Origin of the sequence: Enterobacter cloacae complex sp. ECNIH7 (genome assembly GCF_002208095.1) — a bacterium.
In the GTDB taxonomy this organism is placed as follows: domain Bacteria; phylum Pseudomonadota; class Gammaproteobacteria; order Enterobacterales; family Enterobacteriaceae; genus Enterobacter; species Enterobacter cloacae_M.
Genome location: NZ_CP017990.1, coordinates 2291417 through 2310264 on the forward strand (window position 1 = coordinate 2291417; position 18848 = coordinate 2310264).

16 protein-coding genes and 1 pseudogene are annotated in these 18848 nt (G+C 55.0%); 10 read left to right on the forward strand and 7 right to left on the reverse strand.

Annotation, left to right across the window (positions count from 1 at the left end):
- Positions 1-69: 69 nt before the first annotated feature.
- Positions 70-1056, forward strand: a complete 987-nt coding sequence (locus tag WM95_RS11405) for a hypothetical protein (RefSeq protein ID WP_063408715.1) — start codon at positions 70-72, stop codon at positions 1054-1056.
- Between the two features lie 588 nt (positions 1057-1644).
- Here WM95_RS11405 and WM95_RS11410 read toward each other — a convergent pair.
- Positions 1645-3069: pseudogene (locus tag WM95_RS11410) on the reverse strand (molybdopterin-dependent oxidoreductase); the annotation flags it as partial.
- Between the two features lie 131 nt (positions 3070-3200).
- Complete coding sequence (locus tag WM95_RS11415; protein WP_023311546.1) at positions 3201-3467, reverse strand: DUF1161 domain-containing protein; 267 nt, start codon at positions 3465-3467, stop codon at positions 3201-3203.
- 104 nt (positions 3468-3571) lie between these two features.
- On the opposite strand from WM95_RS11415, the gene WM95_RS11420 reads away from it, so the two are divergent.
- Positions 3572-4282 carry a YnfC family lipoprotein gene (locus WM95_RS11420; protein WP_032657501.1) on the forward strand — a complete coding sequence of 237 codons (711 nt, stop codon included), beginning with the start codon at positions 3572-3574 and terminating at the stop codon, positions 4280-4282.
- Positions 4283-4299: 17 nt separating this feature from the next.
- Here the strand turns inward: WM95_RS11420 and speG are convergent, their stop codons facing one another.
- Positions 4300-4860, reverse strand: coding sequence for a spermidine N1-acetyltransferase (gene speG, locus WM95_RS11425; protein WP_023311549.1), 561 nt, complete (start codon positions 4858-4860; stop codon positions 4300-4302).
- Positions 4860-5198, reverse strand: coding sequence for a DUF1283 family protein (locus WM95_RS11430; protein WP_023311550.1), 339 nt, complete (start codon positions 5196-5198; stop codon positions 4860-4862). The genes speG and WM95_RS11430 overlap by 1 nt, the downstream gene beginning before the upstream one ends.
- Before the next feature lie 152 nt (positions 5199-5350).
- Between WM95_RS11430 and WM95_RS11435 the strand changes: the two genes are divergently transcribed.
- The 5 genes from WM95_RS11435 to WM95_RS11455 all read left to right on the forward strand — a co-directional run bounded on the left by WM95_RS11435 (position 5351) and on the right by WM95_RS11455 (position 11161).
- The gene (locus WM95_RS11435) at positions 5351-5677 is read left to right on the forward strand and encodes a YnfA family protein (RefSeq protein WP_021241222.1); all 327 of its coding nucleotides are present in this window, start codon (positions 5351-5353) and stop codon (positions 5675-5677) included.
- A 110-nt stretch (positions 5678-5787) separates the two neighbouring features.
- Complete coding sequence (manD, locus tag WM95_RS11440; RefSeq protein ID WP_063408714.1) at positions 5788-7002, forward strand: D-mannonate dehydratase ManD; 1215 nt, start codon at positions 5788-5790, stop codon at positions 7000-7002.
- A gap of 14 nt (positions 7003-7016) precedes the next feature.
- Entirely contained in the window at positions 7017-8036 is a 1020-nt protein-coding gene (locus tag WM95_RS11445; protein WP_063408713.1) for a Zn-dependent oxidoreductase, read from the forward strand.
- 73 nt (positions 8037-8109) lie between these two features.
- Positions 8110-9477 carry an MFS transporter gene (locus tag WM95_RS11450; RefSeq protein ID WP_088544779.1) on the forward strand — a complete coding sequence of 456 codons (1368 nt, stop codon included), beginning with the start codon at positions 8110-8112 and terminating at the stop codon, positions 9475-9477.
- 220 nt (positions 9478-9697) lie between these two features.
- A complete protein-coding gene (locus tag WM95_RS11455) occupies positions 9698-11161 on the forward strand; it encodes a mannitol dehydrogenase family protein (protein WP_063408711.1) in 1464 nt (487 codons plus the stop codon).
- A 43-nt stretch (positions 11162-11204) separates the two neighbouring features.
- Here the strand turns inward: WM95_RS11455 and ydfZ are convergent, their stop codons facing one another.
- Positions 11205-11408, reverse strand: coding sequence for a putative selenium delivery protein YdfZ (ydfZ, locus tag WM95_RS11460; RefSeq protein WP_014883679.1), 204 nt, complete (start codon positions 11406-11408; stop codon positions 11205-11207).
- Positions 11409-11695: 287 nt separating this feature from the next.
- Between ydfZ and WM95_RS11465 the strand changes: the two genes are divergently transcribed.
- Positions 11696-12127, forward strand: a complete 432-nt coding sequence (locus WM95_RS11465; protein WP_045401170.1) for a universal stress protein — start codon at positions 11696-11698, stop codon at positions 12125-12127.
- Positions 12128-12160: 33 nt separating this feature from the next.
- Here WM95_RS11465 and WM95_RS11470 read toward each other — a convergent pair whose 3' ends face one another.
- Complete coding sequence (locus WM95_RS11470; protein WP_063408710.1) at positions 12161-12847, reverse strand: GntR family transcriptional regulator; 687 nt, start codon at positions 12845-12847, stop codon at positions 12161-12163.
- A 91-nt stretch (positions 12848-12938) separates the two neighbouring features.
- Positions 12939-13685, reverse strand: a complete 747-nt coding sequence (gene ydfG / locus WM95_RS11475) for a bifunctional NADP-dependent 3-hydroxy acid dehydrogenase/3-hydroxypropionate dehydrogenase YdfG (RefSeq protein WP_023311558.1) — start codon at positions 13683-13685, stop codon at positions 12939-12941.
- Positions 13686-13827: 142 nt separating this feature from the next.
- On the opposite strand from ydfG, the gene dcp reads away from it, so the two are divergent.
- Positions 13828-15861 (forward strand): peptidyl-dipeptidase Dcp, encoded by a 2034-nt coding sequence (dcp, locus tag WM95_RS11480; RefSeq protein ID WP_063408709.1) that lies wholly within the window; start codon positions 13828-13830, stop codon positions 15859-15861.
- A gap of 320 nt (positions 15862-16181) precedes the next feature.
- Positions 16182-18764: a bifunctional diguanylate cyclase/phosphodiesterase gene (locus WM95_RS11485; RefSeq protein WP_063408708.1), complete on the forward strand. Its 2583-nt coding sequence runs from the start codon at positions 16182-16184 to the stop codon at positions 18762-18764.
- Positions 18765-18848: the final 84 nt, after the last annotated feature.

Below are 18848 nucleotides of genomic sequence, written 5' to 3' on the forward strand. Positions count from 1 at the left end.
CACAGCCACATTCGGTCCCGGACTTTAAGCTGGGACCTCAAGTATTTGACTCAAAGGAGATTGATTATCATGACAACTATTAAAGACGCTTTCCAGTTCGGCATTGAGCCAGCCCGTATCACCAACACTGACAACATTCAGGTCTCTGAGCAGGCCGCTACCGAGCCGCAAGTCTACGCGCTTCAGTTAGCTAAGACCGTCAAGGCTATGCTGAATGCAGCACTTCAGGACGCTGAGTCAAACATCCCCTTCCCGGTGGAACTGCTGCCGACCCGTAACAGCTTACCGACCCCGATTATTGCTCATACGCTGGCTGACCGTTCTGTGGTCGTTCCGATTGGTGGTGGTAAGGCTCCTGCTGTAGTCAATGCTGCGGCTGGGACTGAGGTAACTGTCGAACCTATTGAGCAGGCAATCCTTGTCAGCTATCAAACCAAGCTCTGGGACGCTAAGACCCTTTCAGGCTTCACCACTGGCACACTTCAGCAAGACGCCCTGAACATCTGCGAGTCTGTCGTTCGGTCCATTAACTCCAAGATGGTTGACGTGCTGATGACCTCCCGTCTGGTGAAGACACACCATGAAGTCCCTGTGACTACTGGTAAGATGGTCGATTACGCAGAATCCCTGCTGGATGGACTGTATGCCTACACCGAGTCCTCTATGGGTGCTTCGCTGTCTGACTACGGAATCCTGATGCACGAGGACGAGATTCGCGCTCTGGGTCGACTGGCTGCTTCTAAGGGCTTCGGTGGTGAAGACGCTATCAAGGATATGCTGGGGACGGACATCGCCTACTATAACGGGTCTGACCGTGGGGCCTTTGTGCTGGCTAAACGGTTCACTGCGCTGAGTTTCGGTTGTCTGCGTACTGATGGTGAACATATCAATGTGGTCCTGTCTCGTGATGGTAACTCTCAGTCTCATGACCTTGAGATTCGCGGTAAGGTTCACGTAGTCGCAGAACCAGCGGCGACAATCAAGATGGGGACGGGCAGTGTTAACGCTCTGCTGTTTGTCGTACAGCGTCTCGTCTGGGACCGTGGTAATCCGTGATTAAGACATCCATAAAGCCTGTAGCTGGTGGGCGGTATCACGCGACTATCTGGATGACCCGCAGAGTTTATAAGCGGCTGTGCTGGTCACTAGCTGAAGCTGAGCAATGGGTGAGACGTAAAGTCCCTACTGTACAATCGTTCCAATCGCCACAATAAAACTATTGGTCAGGACCTCCGGGTCTTGGCCTTATTTCTGGTATGGTAGTATATCAATGACAGGGGAGACTATGAGCCTGCATCAAGTCTATCTGGTGGTCTTCCTCGTCAAGCTGGGATTACTGGTCGTGCTGGTGGTCCGGGACCGCTGGTCAGGACGCTGGGTCCGATGAGTTTTTGACTGAAAAATGTGAGGACCCATATCACTCTTTAAGCAGACGACAGCTCCCCCATAGGCCCTGCTGAGAGTCCAACATACCGGGGTCGGACGAATAGTCCCTCACCTTAGGCTGGTGGTTGAGACGCTCAATCAGCACCACAAGCACTGGAACTGGGGGCATCACTGACACAAAGGCTGACACAAAGGCTGACACAAAGTCTTGACTCAATGTAGGACCTCAGGTGTAATGCGGTCTCGCTTCAAGTCCTTGAAGTTCCAGATGAACTTAATCGGCACGTCCAGCTTATCTTTCCCACGCACGCCGTCGCGAAGGGCGGTCATCTCCGGTCCGCGGGCGATGGCGTCCGTCCAGCTGAAGCAGGAGATTTGCGTTTTGACCGGGTTATCCGGTATCGGCATACGTTCGATGGTAATGGTGTATGTCGACTCACGCGCGCCGCTGTTGCCGCCGCTAATCCCCACGTTTCCAGTCAGAATAGGCAGCATGGCGATGGCGCGGGACGTCAGCTCGCCGTTCGCCTGGCGCTGTGGTCCCCAGCCCTGGCAGATATAGGCCGGTTTCGCGGAGCCGATTTCCCGGGCCAGCTTGATGATGCGATCCGCCGGAATGCCGGTGATGCGTGAGGCCCACTCCGGCGTTTTCGCCGTGCGGTCATCGCCCTGGCCGAGAATGTACGCTTTGTAGTGGCCGTTAGCGGGCGCGCTTTCCGGCAGCGTTTTTTCGTCGTAGCCAACGCAGTATTTGTCGAGAAAAGGCTGGTCGACCAGGTTTTCGTCGATCAAAACCCAGGCAATACCCGCCACCAGTGCGGCATCGGTACCCGGACGGATCGGGATCCATTCATCTTCGCGTCCGGCTGCCGTATCGGTATAGCGCGGGTCGATAACGATCATTCGCGCGTTTGAGCGCTCGCGGGCCTGCTCCAGATAATAGGTAATCCCGCCGCCGCTCATGCGCGTTTCCGCCGGATTATTGCCGAACATCACCACCAGTTTGCTGTTTTCAATATCAGAGGTGCTGTTCCCGTCGTTGCTGCCGTAGGTGTAGGGCATGGCGCAGGCGATTTGCGCCGTGCTGTAGGTGCCGTAGTGGCTCAGGAAACCGCCGTAGCAGTTCATCAGGCGCGCCACCAGCGAAGCGTAAGGGGAGGAGCGGGTGATATTGCCGCCGACAATCCCGGAGGAGTAGTTAATATACACCGCTTCGTTGCCGTATTTGCTGACCACGTTTTTCAGGCTGGCGGTGATGGCGTCCAGCGCTTCATCCCATGTGATGCGCTCGAACTTGCCTTCACCGCGTTTGCCCACGCGTTTCATCGGGTAGTTGAGACGGTCAGGGTGATTGATCCGACGGCGAATAGAACGCCCGCGCAGGCAGGCGCGCACCTGATGGTTACCGTAAATATCTTCACCTGTGTTATCCGTTTCGACCCAGTACACTTCGTCGTCGCGGACGTGCAGACGCAGCGCGCAGCGGCTGCCGCAGTTGACCGAGCAGGCGCCCCACACCACTTTATCTTCAACAGGCTGGACGGCGTTCTTCACCGCCGCGGCGGCGCTTTTTAAACCAAAAGGAAGCGAGATCCCACCGGCGGCCAGCGCCAGAGACCCTATTGCCGTAGATTTCACGAGAGTTCGACGGCTAATCCCGCCGTGATGTTCAGTATCGGACATGGCTCACCCCATCATTATAATTACGTATTATTTTTCCCGAAATGATAACCGGGCTAATGATGGGGTGAGTGTTACTGATTTGGGGGTATTAAATCTTAATCCTTATCAAATCAAAGGGGATTGAGGGTAAATTACTGCGCTTCAGCAGCCCCGTTGCCTGAACGGGTGTACAAAATTTTAAAGGTGTCGTTGGCGCAGTGGCCTACCACCTGCGTGCCCGCCTGGTCGGCCTGATCGTTCGGCACAATGCTCAGCGTAAAACCTGATTCAGGCACACCGTTGTTGATAATTTTCTGCTGAATGTCGCTTTTCACGCGCTCGCAGGAATCCGGTGCCGCCAGCGCGGCCGTTGAGGCACTCATTAACAGCAGGGCGGTAATCCAGGGTAACCGTTTCATCTGTAGCTCCTTTTCTCTGTGTAGAGATTAATTTTAGCAGGCTTCGTGTAAACAACTGTATTTGCTAATATGATTGGGAATAATCTCCCTGTACGGTAATAAATGTGAAGAAATACGCAGCGATAACGCTACTGGCAGCAACACTGGTGGGGTGCGACAACAGCTCCGCGCCGCTGTCGTTTACGCCCGAAATGGCGAGTTTCTCGAACGAATTTGATTTTGATCCGCTGCGCGGCCCGGTGAAAGACTTTACCCAGACGCTGTTCAACGAGAAGGGCGAAGTGTCCAAACGGGTCACCGGCACCGTGTCTACGGAAGGGTGTTTCGATACCCTGGAGCTGCACGACCTGGAGGCCAATACCGGCGTGGCGCTGGTGCTGGATGCCAATTACTACCTTGATGCAGAAACCCAGCAGCGAAAAGTGAAGCTGCAGGGGAAATGCCAGCTGGCCGAACTGCCGTCAGCCGGGATAACCTGGGATACCGACGACAACGGTTTTGTGGTGGCGGCGCACGGCAAAGAGATGGAAGTGAAGTATCGCTACGATGCGGACGGCTACCCGCTGGGCAAAACCACCGTCTCCGGGGATCAGCACCTGTCCGTCCAGTCGACGCCGTCTAAAGACGTTCGCAAAAGAATGGATTACTCGGCGGTGAGCATGTTGAATGATAAGCCGCTGGGCAACGTGAAGCAGAGCTGCGATTACGATCGACACAATAATCCGGTGAGCTGCGACCTGACGATCACGGACGATAGCGTCAAACCTGCCGTTGAGCGCAAATACACCATAAAAAACACGATTGAATACTACTGAGAATAAAACCGCGCAGGTTACTGCGCGGTCGGTTTCAGCAGGCTGGCGCCTGACGGTTTGTGTCCGGCCAGGTGCTGATGCTGGAAGATGCACATGCGAATGGTATTGCGGTATTCGCCGTTGATAAAGAACTCGTGAATCAGCTCGCCTTCCACCATAAAGCCCAGCTTGCGGTAGATATGGATCGCTTTCTCGTTCTCTTTATCCACGATCAGGTAAAGCTTGTAGAGGTTCAGGACGTTAAATCCATAATCCATCGCCAGCTTCGCTGCCCGTGAGGCAAGGCCTTTTCCCTGATGTTCAGGGGAGATGATGATCTGAAACTCCGCCCGACGGTGAACATGGTTGATTTCAACCAGCTCCACAAGTCCGGCTTTTTCGCCTTCACACTCCACCACAAAACGACGTTCACTCTGATCGTGAATGTGCTTATCGTAGAGATCGGACAGCTCAACAAAAGCCTCGTACGGCTCTTCGAACCAGTAGCGCATCACGCTGGCGTTATTGTCGAGCTGGTGGACGAAGCGCAGGTCTTCACGCTCCAGCGGACGAAGCTTAACGTCGCAGGGCGCCGACATTACGGGGCTACCGTGCGGCCAGTGCGGCGATCCAGGCAGCGCAGGGTGTTTGGCTCCCAGTAGGCGTTGACGTTTGCACTTTGCTGGCACTTATCGCGCGCGTCAAAAGCGACATCTTCTTTATCCCACTCTTTCTCAGCACGTTTGTTGACCTTGTGGCGAAGGCTGCGGGTGTCATTCCATTGTTCTTTGTCCATAGCGGCGTTCTGGCGGCTTTGCGCGCTGTCACCAGACTCAATTATGAGCTTGCTGGTTTCCGCTGTCGCAGAGGCGGCAAAGGCGAACGATGACAGCGCCAGCAGGGCTGTCAGACAAAGGCGTTTGCTTAATGTGGTCATAGCGTTTCCTTTTAAACGGGTGCAGATAATCAAGTTATCCCGAACAGATTCTACACCAAAGCGAAAAGACGGCATACCCGCGGAGCAGGTATGGAAAAGTAAAGGATATCATCAGGTATGATGTCTAAATAAATCCTCACCTGACGTGAAATATGCTCAAAACGACGCTGCTTTTTTTTGCCACCGCGCTATGCGAAATCATCGGCTGCTTCCTGCCCTGGCTCTGGCTCAAGAAGGGGGGATCCGTATTGCTGCTCATCCCGGCAAGCGTCGCGCTGGCCCTGTTTGTCTGGCTGTTAACGCTGCATCCGGCCGCGAGCGGCCGCGTCTACGCCGCTTACGGCGGCGTCTATGTCTGTACCGCGCTGCTGTGGCTACGCGTGGTGGACGGCGTCAAGCTCAGCGCGTACGACTGGGCCGGCGCGCTGATTGCCCTGTGCGGAATGCTGATTATTGTGGCGGGATGGGGACGGGCCTGATCCCCCGGTTTTGTGATCGTTAGCCGATTTTATGATCATTATACTTGTATGGTAGTCTGGTTAGTGGGTAAGTTTCCAGCATCACAACAAATGATGTAAGGAAAGGAATTATGAAGATTGTCGCGGCTGACGTGTTTGTTACCTGCCCGGGGCGGAACTTTGTCACCCTTAAAATCACCACCGACGAGGGGATTGTCGGTCTCGGTGACGCTACGCTGAACGGGCGTGAACTCTCCGTTGCTTCCTACCTGAAAGACCACCTCTGCCCGCAGCTAATTGGCCGCGATGCGCACCGCATCGAAGACGTCTGGCAGTTCTTCTATAAAGGCGCCTACTGGCGTCGCGGTCCGGTCACCATGTCGGCCATCTCCGCCGTGGACATGGCGCTGTGGGACATCAAAGCCAAAGCGGCCAACATGCCGCTCTACCAGCTGCTGGGCGGCGCATCCCGCGAAGGCGTGATGGTTTACTGCCACACCACCGGTCACACCATTGACGACGTGCTGGAAGATTACGCCCGCCATAAAGAGATGGGCTTCAAGGCGATCCGCGTGCAGTGCGGCGTGCCGGGCATGAAAACCACCTACGGCATGGCCAAAGGGAAGGGACTTGCCTACGAGCCTGCGACCAAAGGCGACTGGCCGGAAGAGCAGCTCTGGTCCACCGAAAAATACCTCGATTTCACACCGAAGCTGTTCGACGCGGTGCGCAGTAAATTCGGCTTCAATGAACATCTTCTGCATGACATGCACCACCGCCTGACGCCAATCGAAGCGGCGCGCTTCGGCAAGAGCATTGAAGAATTCCGCATGTTCTGGATGGAAGATCCAACGCCTGCGGAAAACCAGGCCTGCTTCCGCCTCATTCGCCAGCACACCTTCACGCCAATTGCCGTGGGCGAAGTGTTTAACAGCATCTGGGACTGCAAGCAGCTCATCGAAGAGCAGCTCATCGACTATATCCGCACCACCATTACCCACGCGGGCGGGATCACCGGGATGCGTCGCATCGCGGACTTCGCCTCGCTCTACCAGGTGCGAACCGGCTCGCACGGTCCGTCGGATCTCTCGCCTGTATGCCACGCCGCCGCGCTGCATTTCGACCTGTGGGTGCCAAACTTTGGCGTCCAGGAATATATGGGCTACTCCGAACAGATGCTGGAAGTCTTCCCGCACAGCTGGCGCTTTGATAACGGCTACATGCATCCGGGCGACAAGCCGGGGCTGGGCATCGAGTTTGATGAAAAACTGGCGGCGAAATACCCCTACGATCCGGCCTATCTGCCGGTGGCCCGTCTTGAAGACGGCACGCTGTGGAACTGGTAAACGAGGAGCGAACGATGAAAAGCGTAGTGATTCAACAGCCGAACGAACTGGTGATTGAAGAGCGGCCACTTCCGCAGCCAGGCCCGGGTGAAGTTCGCGTTAAAATCACGCTGGCGGGGATCTGCGGTTCGGACAGCCACATCTATCGCGGCCATAACCCGTTTGCGAAGTATCCACGCACGATCGGGCACGAGTTTTTTGGCGTGATTGACGCCGTGGGCGAGGGCGTAGACAGCGCCCGTCTGGGCCAGCGCGTCTCGGTCGATCCGGTGATCAGCTGCGGACACTGTTATCCGTGTTCCGTCGGAAAACCGAACGTCTGCACCTCGCTGGTGGTGCTGGGCGTACACCGCGACGGGGGCTTCAGCGAATACGCGGCGGTACCCGCTAAAAATGCCTGGCCTATCCCCGATGACATTCCGGATAGACACGCCGTCATGGTGGAGCCCTTCACCATCGCCGCCAACGTGACGGGACAGGCTTGCCCCACCGGGCAGGACGTCGCGCTGGTTTACGGCGCAGGGCCGATGGGGCTGGTCACCGTGCAGGCGCTGAAGGGCGTCTATAAGGTGAAGCAGGTTATCGTGGTTGACCGCATCGACGAACGCCTGAAAATGGCCCAGCGCAGCGGTGCGGACTGGGTGTTGAATAACAGCGAACAGTCGCTGCAGGCCGCGCTGGACGAAAAAGGCATCAAGCCGACGTTAATCATTGATGCCGCCTGTCACCCGGCGATTTTGCAGGAAGCGATAACCCTGGCCTCTCCGGCGGCGCGTATCGTGCTGATGGGCTTCTCCAGCGAGCCAAGCCAGATTGTCCAGCAGGGCATCACCGGCAAAGAGCTGGCGATCTTCTCCTCGCGCCTCAATGCCAACAAATTCCCGGTCGTCATCGACTGGCTGAAAAAAGGGCTGATCGACCCGGAAAAACTGATCACTCATGCATTTGACTATCACCATGTAACAGACGCCATTGAGCTGTTTGAGAAAGACCAGCGGCAGTGCTGCAAAGTCTTGCTCACGTTCGGGCAATAATTATTTACGCGGTTAAGAGCCTGCGCAGACAGGCTCTATGTGGTACGCATCTTACCCTTCAGAGATAGCCATTATGACGCAAGCACAACCTCAAAGAACCACCTCCGATCTGGTGAAAGCCGCCGTTTCCGGCTGGCTGGGCACCGCCCTGGAGTTTATGGACTTTCAGCTTTACTCGCTGGGGGCTGCCCTGGTCTTTCACGAGATCTTCTTCCCGGAGCAGTCAGCCGCGATGGCGCTGATCCTCGCGATGGGGACATACGGCGCAGGCTACATAGCACGCATTGTCGGCGCCTTTATATTCGGCAGAATGGGCGACAGCATTGGCCGTAAGAAGGTGCTGTTTATCACCATCACCATGATGGGGATCTGCACCACGCTGATTGGCGTTCTGCCGACCTACGCGCAGATCGGGATTTTTGCTCCCGTTCTGCTGGTGACGCTGCGTATCATCCAGGGCCTGGGAGCCGGGGCGGAGATCTCCGGGGCCGGGACCATGCTGGCGGAGTACGCGCCGAAAGGCAAACGCGGCATTATCTCCTCGCTGGTGGCGATGGGCACAAACTGCGGGACGCTGAGCGCAACGGCGATCTGGGCGGTAATGTTCTTTGCCCTCGACCGTGAAGAGCTGATTGCCTGGGGCTGGCGCGTGCCGTTCCTCGCCAGCGTCGTGGTGATGATTTTCGCCATCTGGCTGCGAATGAACCTGAAAGAGAGCCCGGTGTTTGAGAAAGTGAACGACGCGCAAAGCGTGCAGCCGGACACTTCGCTCGGTTCAATGGTGAAAAGTAAATCCTTCTGGCTGGCGACCGGCCTGCGGTTTGGCCAGGCGGGCAACTCGGGTCTGATCCAGACGTTCCTGGCGGGATATCTAGTCCAGACGCTGCTGTTCGATAAAGCCATCCCGACCGACGCGCTGATGATAAGCTCCATTCTCGGGTTTATCTCCATTCCGCTGCTGGGCTGGCTTTCCGATAAAGTAGGGCGCCGTCTGCCGTACATTATCCTCAATATCTCCGCCATTCTTCTCGCGTATCCGATGCTGTCGATCATCGTCGATAAGAGCTATGCGCCGGGGACAATCATGCTCTCGAACATCGTTATCCATAACTTCGCCGTGCTGGGGCTGTTTGCGCTGGAAAATATCACCATGGCGGAGATGTTTGGCTCGCGAAATCGCTTTACCCGTATGGCTATCTCGAAAGAGGCGGGCGGTCTGGTGGCGGTGGGCTTTGGTCCGGTGCTGGCGGGGATCTTCTGCAATATGACCGGCTCCTGGTGGCCGATTGTCGCCATGCTGGTGGCCTATTCCGCGATTGGGCTGGTCTCGGCGATCCTGATGCCGGAAGTGCGCGACCGTGATTTGAACGCGGCGCAAGACGCAGCGGAGTCCGCACCAGAAGAGAGTGTGGGTTACGGCGCGGTCTCCTCGCGGCGCTAGTGGTTCATAACTTGCGTGACCTGTCACACAACTTTAGCTGTATGTCACACCACATGAGCAAAAGTTAATATAAATCAAAATCTCAAACGGCAGTATCAGTATGGTTGATGGCAGTTACTTTTTTACCCCAACTGCCATTCTAGTTGGTGTAGTCAGCAGGCGCTGCCGCTTCTGAAGGCGCGGCAGCGGTCCACGGCTTTCTAATTAACGAGTCTTAATCATGGAAAACACCTTATTACAGGCCAACGCGACGCTGCCTCAGTACGATCGCGACAGCCTTCAACCACGCATTGTTCATCTGGGTTTTGGCGCCTTTCACCGGGCGCACCAGGCGGTATACGCCGACATCCTCGCCGCTGAGCACGGCAGCGACTGGGGCTACTGTGAGGTTAACCTGATTGGCGGCGAGCGGCAGATTGCCGATCTGAACGCGCAGGATAACCTGTACACCGTGGCGGAGATGTCTGCTGACGCATGGACATCCCGCGTGGTTGGCGTGGTTAAAAAAGCGCTGCATGCACAGGTCGACGGGCTGGAGTGCGTGCTGGCGGCGATGTGCGAACCGCAGGTGGCAATTGTCTCGCTGACCATCACCGAGAAAGGGTACTGCCACTCACCGGCGACAGGACAACTGATGCTCGATCACCCGTTTATCGTCGCCGACCTGCAAAACCCGCACCAGCCGAAATCCGCGCCGGGCGTGGTGGTGGAAGCGCTGGCGCGTCGCAAAGCGGCGGGTCTGCCCGCGTTTAGCGTGATGTCCTGCGACAACATGCCGGAGAACGGCCACGTGATGCGCAATGTGACCTGCGCTTACGCCCGAGCGGTAGACGGCGAGCTGGCGGACTGGATCGAGGCTAACGTCACCTTCCCGTCAACCATGGTGGATCGCATCGTGCCGGCGGTCACTCCCGATACGCTGGATAAAATTGAGCAGCTGACCGGCGTGCGTGATCCGGCGGCGGTCGCCTGTGAACCGTTCCGCCAGTGGGTGATCGAGGATAACTTTGTGGCAGGACGTCCAGAGTGGGAAAAAGCCGGTGCCGAGCTGGTGTCAGACGTGATCCCGTTTGAAGAGATGAAGCTGCGCATGCTCAACGGCAGCCACTCCTTCCTGGCGTACCTGGGCTATCTGGCCGGTTACCCGCATATCAACGACTGTATGGAAGATGAGAACTACCGCCTCGCCGCGCATACGCTGATGCTTAACGAGCAGGCGCCCACGCTGAAAGTGAAGGGTGTTGATTTAGGTCGCTATGCCGATCTCCTGATTGCCCGCTACAGCAACCCGGCCCTGCGCCATCGGACATGGCAAATCGCGATGGACGGCAGCCAGAAGCTCCCGCAGCGTATGCTGGACTCCGTGCGCTGGCACCTGGTGCATCAGAAGCCTTTCCCACTGCTGGCGCTGGGCGTGGCAGGGTGGATGCGTTATGTTGGCGGCGTGGACGAGCAGGGTAACGCTATCGACGTGAGCGATCCGCAGCTGGCGGTGATTCAGGCGGCGGTGAAGGGAAGTGCGGAAGGGGAAAGTCGGGTTAACGCGCTGCTCGGCATTGAGGCCATCTTTGGTAAAGAGTTACCGCAGGAGCCGCGCTTCGTTGCTGCGGTGATGACCGCGTACCGGACGCTGCTGCAAAAAGGCGCGAAAGCGACCGTGGCGCAGTACGCGTCTCAACGGTAATTCAGCACATGCCGCCGTGCGCGGCGGCATGTCTGCGCACAGCTTAGTGCATACCCAGACGAATCAACTCAATCGGTTCGAACTTACCTTCGCATCCTTCCACTTCAACCGTTTTGCTGCGGCGCACCTGCGCGGCATCCAGCCCGTCGCTGTGGATCGCTTTAATCACGCCGGTTTTGCCCGTGCCGCTAATCATGACGCGGCTGCCGGTGGTGATTGCATTGCGGTTACGGTCGTATGTCATCATGGTATTTTCTCCTCTCTAACCTGTTCGTTACGGCGCTATTTCGGGTTATGCCGTTCACGGGGCATATAAATACGCCTGTCCGCGCTTCATGTTTTTGTTTTTGATCAAACTCACACTTTTTTCTTTATTTCGTCTGGCGCTGACGGTTCAGGACGGTAATTTACAAAGTGGACCATTATTTTCATTAATTGATAGTTTCGACAGGGAAGCGTTGAGGGTTGGTTTATATTCCCGATGTCATCCTGTGTGCAGGAAATAACCCTTCATCGGAATAAGGAGTCAGGCTTATGTATAAGAGCATTTTGATGCCTGTAGACGTGTTTGAAATGGATTTGAGCGACAAAGCGGTTCGCCACGCGGCAAACCTTGCGAAGGCAGAGGGCGCGTCGATTACCCTGGTCAACATTCTGCCTGCCAGCAGCCGGTCTCTGCTGCGCGGGTTCAACGCCGATATTAAAAAGTTTGAAGAGTATATGACCGCAGAATCCGGTAAGAAAATGAACGAGTTAAAAAGACTTTTCGATATCGCCCCAGAGAATATTCATAGCATGGTGCGTTTTGGCAACGTCCGGGATGAAATTATCAGGCTGAGCAAGGAGGGGGAATATGATGCGATTGTCATCGGGTCGAAAAATCCGAGCATCACCACTCATCTGCTGGGTTCAAATGCGGAATCTATACTGCGCTACGCCACGATCCCGGTGTTAGTCGTTCGCTAATCACGCCGCCGCACCCGAAAGGGGCGGCGAATATTACTCTTCGCTAAACCACTCGCTATTTTCCTGACGAATAAGCTGCACGGATTCGCTAATTTCCTGCAGATGCAGCGTCATCGCTTTTTCCACACCGTTCGGGTCGCGTTTTTCCAGCGCGCTGAAAATATCATGATGCTGTCGGAGCAGCATTTCCGGCGGGGAGACGTGATCGAGGCTCATATAGCGCACGCGGTCAATGGTGGCCTTGATGTTCTCGATGGTGTCCCAGGCCAGCTGACAATCCGCGATCTGCGCCAGCTTCTGGTGGAATTCATCATCAAGCTGGAAGAAATCATTGAGCTGCTTACGGTCAATCGCAATACGCTGCTGGTGAAGGTTCTGCTCAAGCTGGTAACACTGGTTGTCGTTGATAAGCGTTGCGGCGCGGCGCGCCACCGCGCATTCAATGGCCTGGCGAACGAAACAGCCGTTGCGTACCTGAGAGAGTGAAATTTTGTTCACGTAGCTGCCGCGCTGCGGGCGGATCTGAATCAGTCCGTTTTCAGCAAGCTTAATAAACGCTTCACGTACCGGCTGACGGGAAACGTCAAAACGCACGGAGACCTCTTTTTCAGAAAGCGGCGTTCCCGGTGGGATCAGGCAATGGACAATATCACGTCGCAAAATGCGATAGATTTGCTGGTTAACGGGCTGGGTGGGATTGAGTTGCGATTCAGCGGCCATGAGTTGTCATTTCTCAGAGAGTTAGCCTGAACATACTACCATTCTTTTATAACCCGAAACAGACCCGGCCCGCAGGCCGGGAAGGGCGGATTTAGCCACGATGGACGCTAAGTCCTGCAAAACTCTGGCTGACTGGCATCATTTCCACGGTATTGATGTTGACGTGTTTTGGCAGCGTCGCCACCCACCAGACCGTTTCGGTCACATCTTCCGGCGTCAGCGCGTTAGCATTTTCGTAGGTTTTGCCCGCTTTCGCGTCATCGCCTTTGAAACGCACGTTGGAAAACTCGGTGCCGCCCACCAGACCCGGCTCAATATCGGTGACGCGAATGGCGGTGCCGTGCAGGTCGGTACGCAGGTTAAGGCTGAACTGGCGCACAAACGCTTTCGTCGCGCCATAGACGTTGCCGCCTGCGTAAGGCCAGCTTCCGGCGGTGGAGCCAATGTTGATAATGTGGCCGCGGTTGCGCTCGACCATGCCCGGCAGCACCGCGCGGGTCATATAGACCAGCCCTTTGTTGTTGGTGTCGATCATGTTTTCCCAGTCTTCAACGCTAGCTTTGTGGGCTGGCTCCATGCCCAGTGCCAGACCGGCATTGTTGACCAGCACGTCGATGGCGCGCCACTCGGCGGGCAGGTTGGCAATCATCTCTTCAATGGCCGCGCGGTTACGCACGTCCAGCTGCGCGGTCAGGATGCTGTCGCCTAATTCGTCCTTCAGCTCCTGCAGGCGCTCCTGACGACGGCCCGTGGCAATAACCTTGTGCCCGTTGGCGACGAAGCGACGCGTGATGCTTTCACCAAAACCTGCCGTTGCCCCGGTAACTAAAATAATCATCTCACTGTTCCTCAACGCTTTTTGTGTTGTACTAACATAGCACGGCCGCAGAGGGTGCGTTAAGGCAACATTTGTATGACGGCGTTGCAGGGGATGGCGGCCTGGCCTACTCTGGGAGGATACCCGTACTCAGGAGCGAAAGATGACGGCCACGAATCCCTTTTTTGACATCAGCCTGCTGCCCTATCAGGCCCCCCATTTTGATGAAATCAACGATAGCCACTATCGCCCGGCCTTCGATGAAGCGCTTCGCCAGAAGCGGGCGGACGTAGACGCCATTGTGTCCCAAACCGCTGCGCCGGACTTCACCAACACCGTGCTGGCGCTGGAGAAAAGCGGTGCCATGCTCTCGCGCGTCAGCAGCGTGTTCTTCGCCATGACCTCCGCGAATACCAATACGTACCTGCAGGAGCTTGAGGAACAGTTCTCCACCGAGCTTGCCGCGCTGGCGAACGACATCTGGCTGAATGACGTGCTTTTCGCCCGCGTGGAGAGCGTCTGGCAGGACCGTGCCGCGCTGGACGCCGAATCCTGTCGGCTGGTCGAGGAGACGTATCAGCGGTTTATCCTGGCCGGCGCGCGTCTCAATGAAACGGAAAAAGCCGAGCTGAAGGCGCTGAATACCGAGGCGGCGACCCTGACCAGCCAGTTCAACCAGCGTCTGCTGGCTGCCGATAAGACGGGTGGGCTGGTGGTGGATTACGCGCACCAGCTTGATGGGCTCAGCGCCAGCGAGATTGCCGACGCGGCGCAGGCTGCCGCGGAGCGAGGGCTAAACGATCGCTGGTTGATCCCGCTTCTGAACACGACCCAGCAGCCCGCGCTTTCCGCGCTGCGCAATCGTCAGACCCGCGAAAACCTGTTCAACGCTGGCTGGACGCGCACCCAGAAAGGGGATGAAAACGACACTCGCGATCTGGTCCTCCGCCTTACGGCGCTGCGTGCGCGGCAGGCCCGCCTGCTGGGCTTTGAGGATTACGCCAGCTGGAGCATCGCCGACCAGATGGCGAAAACTCCGGACGCCGCGCTGACCTTTATGCGCGGCATTGTGCCTGCCGCCCGTGCCCGTGCTGAGCGCGAGCAGGCCGATATTCAGAAAGTGATTGATGACGAACAGGGCGGTTTCACCGTGCAGGCCTGGGACTGGGCCTTTTATGCCGAGCGCGTGCGTCAGGCAAAATATGCCCTCGATGAATCGCAAATCAAACCCTATTTTGCGCTCAATACCGTTTTGCACGACGGCGTATTCTGGGCCGCAAGCCAGCTGTTTGGCATCCGCTTTGTGGAGCGCTTCGATATCCCGGTGTATCACCCGGACGTCCGCGTCTGGGAAATTTTCGACCACACCGGTGAGGGCATGGCGCTGTTTTACGGCGACTTCTTTGCCCGCGATTCCAAGCAGGGCGGGGCCTGGATGGGGAATTTCGTCGAGCAATCCTTCGAGCTAGCTGCCCGTCCGGTGATCTACAACGTCTGTAACTACCAAAAACCGGCTAACGGCGGCGTTGCGCTTCTCTCCTGGGATGACGTGATCACCCTGTTCCACGAGTTTGGCCATACGCTGCACGGTCTGTTTGCCAGCCAGCGTTTCGCCACGCTCTCCGGGACCAATACGCCGCGCGATTTCGTTGAATTCCCGTCGCAGATCAACGAACACTGGGCCAGCCATCCACAGGTGTTTACCCACTACGCCCGCCATTACGAAACCGGTGAACCGATGCCGGAGGCGCTGCGTGAAAGCATGCTCAACGCGACCCATTTCAACAAGGGTTATGACATGACGGAGCTGCTGGCTGCCGCGCTGCTGGACATGAACTGGCACGGGATTAGCGAAGCCGTTTCGAGCGTTGACGAGTTTGAAGCGGCAGCACTGAAAAAAGAGGGGCTGGATCTGCCCGCCGTACCGCCGCGCTATCGCAGCAGCTTTTTTGCCCATATTTTCGGCGGCGGCTACGCGGCGGGATATTACGCCTACCTGTGGACGCAAATGCTGGCGGACGACGGCTATCAGTGGTTTGTTGAACAGGGCGGCCTGACTCGTGAAAACGGGCAAAAATTCCGCGAGGCGATTTTGTCCCGTGGTAACAGCACGGATCTGGCTGAACTTTATCGGCAGTGGCGCGGGCACGATCCGAAGATTGAACCGATGCTGGAAAATCGCGGGTTGAGCGAATAGAGCCAGCCTCGTCTGAAAAAAGAACCGGGCTTTACGCCTGGTTTTTTTATAGGCTCCAACGTGCTTGTAACGTCTTCTGAAAAAAAGTTTTAATATGCGTTCTTTATAAATAAAACAGGTGAGATTAAAACTTACTTCGAACAGTATATTTAATTTATCGAGTTTAGGTAGTAAAAGAGTTAATGATTAATAATTTGATCTGGGTTAGAGAAATCAAATATTCTTTAATCTCATATTTTTAGCTATAAATTTTTGTTATTTTGTGCCGATAAATGAAAGTGGTATACAAATCGACGTAGTAGCAGTTAAGAAGGCGAAAGATGACCCTACCTCTGAACAATCCGGGCTTCACCGACACCGAGCCTTCTAAAGGCCTGATAAATAAAACCTTTACCTATATTGTAACGTTGTTGATAAGTATTTTTATTGCGGCAATAATTTCCCTGCTAATAATAAAAGATAATGTGAATGAAATCAGCGACACGCATGATGAATTTTTGTTAAGGAAAGCCCTCGATACCCGCCAGGAAAGCATGCGAAGTCATTTGAAAGACAATGCCGAGTGGGGAGATGCCTACAAACATCTTCATCTGAACACTGACGTTCACTGGGCATGGGATAAGCAGAACCTGGGCAAATCCCTGTATGACAACTTTGGCTACGAAGGGGTGTTTGTTCTCTCGCCGGAAGGGAGCACTCGATACAGCGTCGTTGACGGGAAGCTGAAGCTTCAGGAGCTGGAGCGCTGGTTAGACAAATCAACCAAAGACCGTTTACTCCATGAGTTGAGTATAAAAAAGGGAGTGCCGGTTTCTGTGCTAGCGCTTATCGATTCCGTGCCGGCCATTGTTTCTGCGGAATGGATAACGACGGGCGATGATACGAGCGTGCAAACCCTGCCCGGAAAACCGTCGACAATGGTGTTTATAGACAAGTTAACGGCTAAAAAACTCCTCACGATTGGGCAGGATGCCGGTATCCAGAACGTTCGTACTTCTCCCGCTACAGCCACTTCTCAAATAAATAATCAGACAGAATTTACCTTAAGCACCCAGAATGGGGATGTGAAAATTATCTGGGACGGTGAAAATCCCGGCCAGGCGTTAATAATTTATTTTTTGCCATTGCTCATTCTTTCCGTCGTTCTGACGGTATCGATGACGGTGATATTAATGCGCCATATTATGCACAAGGCGAGAATGCTTGATGAAAATACTTTTCTCCTCGAGCAGGCGCGGTTGAATCTTATTACGAGTGAAAAACGATTTCGGGACGTCAGTGAAACAACCAGCGACTGGTTCTGGGAAACAGATTTATCTTTAAGGATAACGTGGCTATCGGGTCGTTTTTCTACAATAACGGGATATGAAAATAGCAAATGGATAGGCCGCAGGTTAGATGAACTCTTTCCGTCGACAAGCGGATTATCACATGACTGCGCCAGGCAGCGGGACTTAACCGAACGCTTTGAATTTAAAAACTGTCCTTATACTCACGCGCAACAATCCACCTCATATTGCACGCTTCTGGCAAAATTTTCTGCTCAGCCTGATGGAACGGTGGTGTTGCGAGGCGCGGCAACCGACGTTTCTCAGGAAGTTGAAGCAACAAAACGCGTGGAGTTCCTGTCACGCCATGATGAATTAACCGGTCTGCCGAACCGGTATCATATTAAGGAATTTCTGGCTGGCAAGTTAGCGAAAGAAGACCTTAACCACTATCCCTTTGCCATGATTTGCCTTGATTTAGACAAGTTTAAACCCGTCAATGATATTTTCGGGCACTCCACCGGCGATGCCCTGCTTGGCGAGGTCGCTTCACGTCTTAAAGATTGCGTTCGTCGAGGTGATTTTGTCGCACGGCAGGGAGGGGATGAATTTATGCTTCTCCTCGGCAACACCAGCCAGCAAGACCAGATTGAGGAGGTGTGTCGTCGCATCGTGCAAGAACTTAACCGTCCTTTCGCCATTGAGGGCAATGATGTGGCGATAGGCGTAAGCATGGGCATTGCGCTGGCTCCCCGGGATAGCAGCAGCGCAAACGATCTTCTCCGCTACGCGGATATTGCGCTGTATCAGGCGAAACAATCCGGCAGAAACCGATGGGTCTATTACCGCCCGGATATGTCGGAAAAGTTGACCGAACGCAGGAAACTGGAATTAGAACTCAAGACCGCGATTCGCGAAGAACAGCTCTACCTGGTTTACCAGCCGCGTTATAACCTCCGGTATTCTACTATTGATGCCGTCGAAGCGCTGGTGCGCTGGCAGCACCCGGCTCGGGGGACCATAATGCCCGATCAGTTTATTCCGCTGGCAGAAGAAACCGGGCTGATTATTAGCCTGAGCAACTGGGTCATACGCAAAGCCAGTACGGAGACGAAAGACAAATTGCCGGGATTATCGGTCTCCGTCAATATTTCTGCTATCGAATTCCAGGCAAGCGATCTTGCCGAAAGGATAAAAGAGATCCTTCACGAAACGGGGCTTGAACCCAACCGGCTGGAAATTGAAGTGACTGAAAATGTTACGCTATCCGATCCTGAAAAAACCTTGCAGACCATGAAGTCTCTCAAAAAAATGGGCGTCCGCATTCTGATTGACGATTTCGGTACCGGCTATGCCTCACTGAGCTATCTGCGGAAGTTTCAGTTTGACGGGCTTAAGCTCGACAAGAGCTTTATTTTTACCCTGGGGGACTCGCCGCAGAACCAGTCAGTCGTGGAGAAAATTATCGACCTGGGGAAAGCCTATTCCATGGCGGTAACCGCAGAAGGGGTGGAGACCGCCGAACAGCTGTCTTTTCTAAAAAAGAATAAATGTGATGAAGTTCAGGGCTACTTACTTGGAAAACCGGCCGCCATTACGGACTTAAATTTAAACGCCAACAGAGTAAATCTCTAAATCGCGCTTTCACTCAGGGCTGCGTAAATGAAAAACCGGGCTTCGTGCCCGGTTTTTGTTATCCGCTATCCGTTCGTATCCACG

Excerpts from the sequence above, each read along its gene's own strand:
- speG (WP_023311549.1), bottom strand. The coding sequence starts at position 4,860 with ATGTCGGCGCCCTGCGACGTTAAGCTTCGTCCGCTGGAGCGTGAAGAC.
- ydfZ (WP_014883679.1), bottom strand. The coding sequence starts at position 11,408 with ATGATGACATACGACCGTAACCGCAATGCAATCACCACCGGCAGCCGC.
- ydfG (WP_023311558.1), bottom strand. The coding sequence starts at position 13,685 with ATGATTATTTTAGTTACCGGGGCAACGGCAGGTTTTGGTGAAAGCATC.
- WM95_RS11405 (WP_063408715.1), top strand. The coding sequence starts at position 70 with ATGACAACTATTAAAGACGCTTTCCAGTTCGGCATTGAGCCAGCCCGT.
- dcp (WP_063408709.1), top strand. The coding sequence starts at position 13,828 with ATGACGGCCACGAATCCCTTTTTTGACATCAGCCTGCTGCCCTATCAG.
- WM95_RS11415 (WP_023311546.1), bottom strand. The coding sequence starts at position 3,467 with ATGAAACGGTTACCCTGGATTACCGCCCTGCTGTTAATGAGTGCCTCA.
- WM95_RS11470 (WP_063408710.1), bottom strand. The coding sequence starts at position 12,847 with ATGGCCGCTGAATCGCAACTCAATCCCACCCAGCCCGTTAACCAGCAA.
- WM95_RS11485 (WP_063408708.1), top strand. The coding sequence starts at position 16,182 with ATGACCCTACCTCTGAACAATCCGGGCTTCACCGACACCGAGCCTTCT.
- manD (WP_063408714.1), top strand. The coding sequence starts at position 5,788 with ATGAAGATTGTCGCGGCTGACGTGTTTGTTACCTGCCCGGGGCGGAAC.
- WM95_RS11445 (WP_063408713.1), top strand. The coding sequence starts at position 7,017 with ATGAAAAGCGTAGTGATTCAACAGCCGAACGAACTGGTGATTGAAGAG.
- WM95_RS11455 (WP_063408711.1), top strand. The coding sequence starts at position 9,698 with ATGGAAAACACCTTATTACAGGCCAACGCGACGCTGCCTCAGTACGAT.
- WM95_RS11465 (WP_045401170.1), top strand. The coding sequence starts at position 11,696 with ATGTATAAGAGCATTTTGATGCCTGTAGACGTGTTTGAAATGGATTTG.
- WM95_RS11450 (WP_088544779.1), top strand. The coding sequence starts at position 8,110 with ATGACGCAAGCACAACCTCAAAGAACCACCTCCGATCTGGTGAAAGCC.
- WM95_RS11435 (WP_021241222.1), top strand. The coding sequence starts at position 5,351 with ATGCTCAAAACGACGCTGCTTTTTTTTGCCACCGCGCTATGCGAAATC.
- WM95_RS11430 (WP_023311550.1), bottom strand. The coding sequence starts at position 5,198 with ATGACCACATTAAGCAAACGCCTTTGTCTGACAGCCCTGCTGGCGCTG.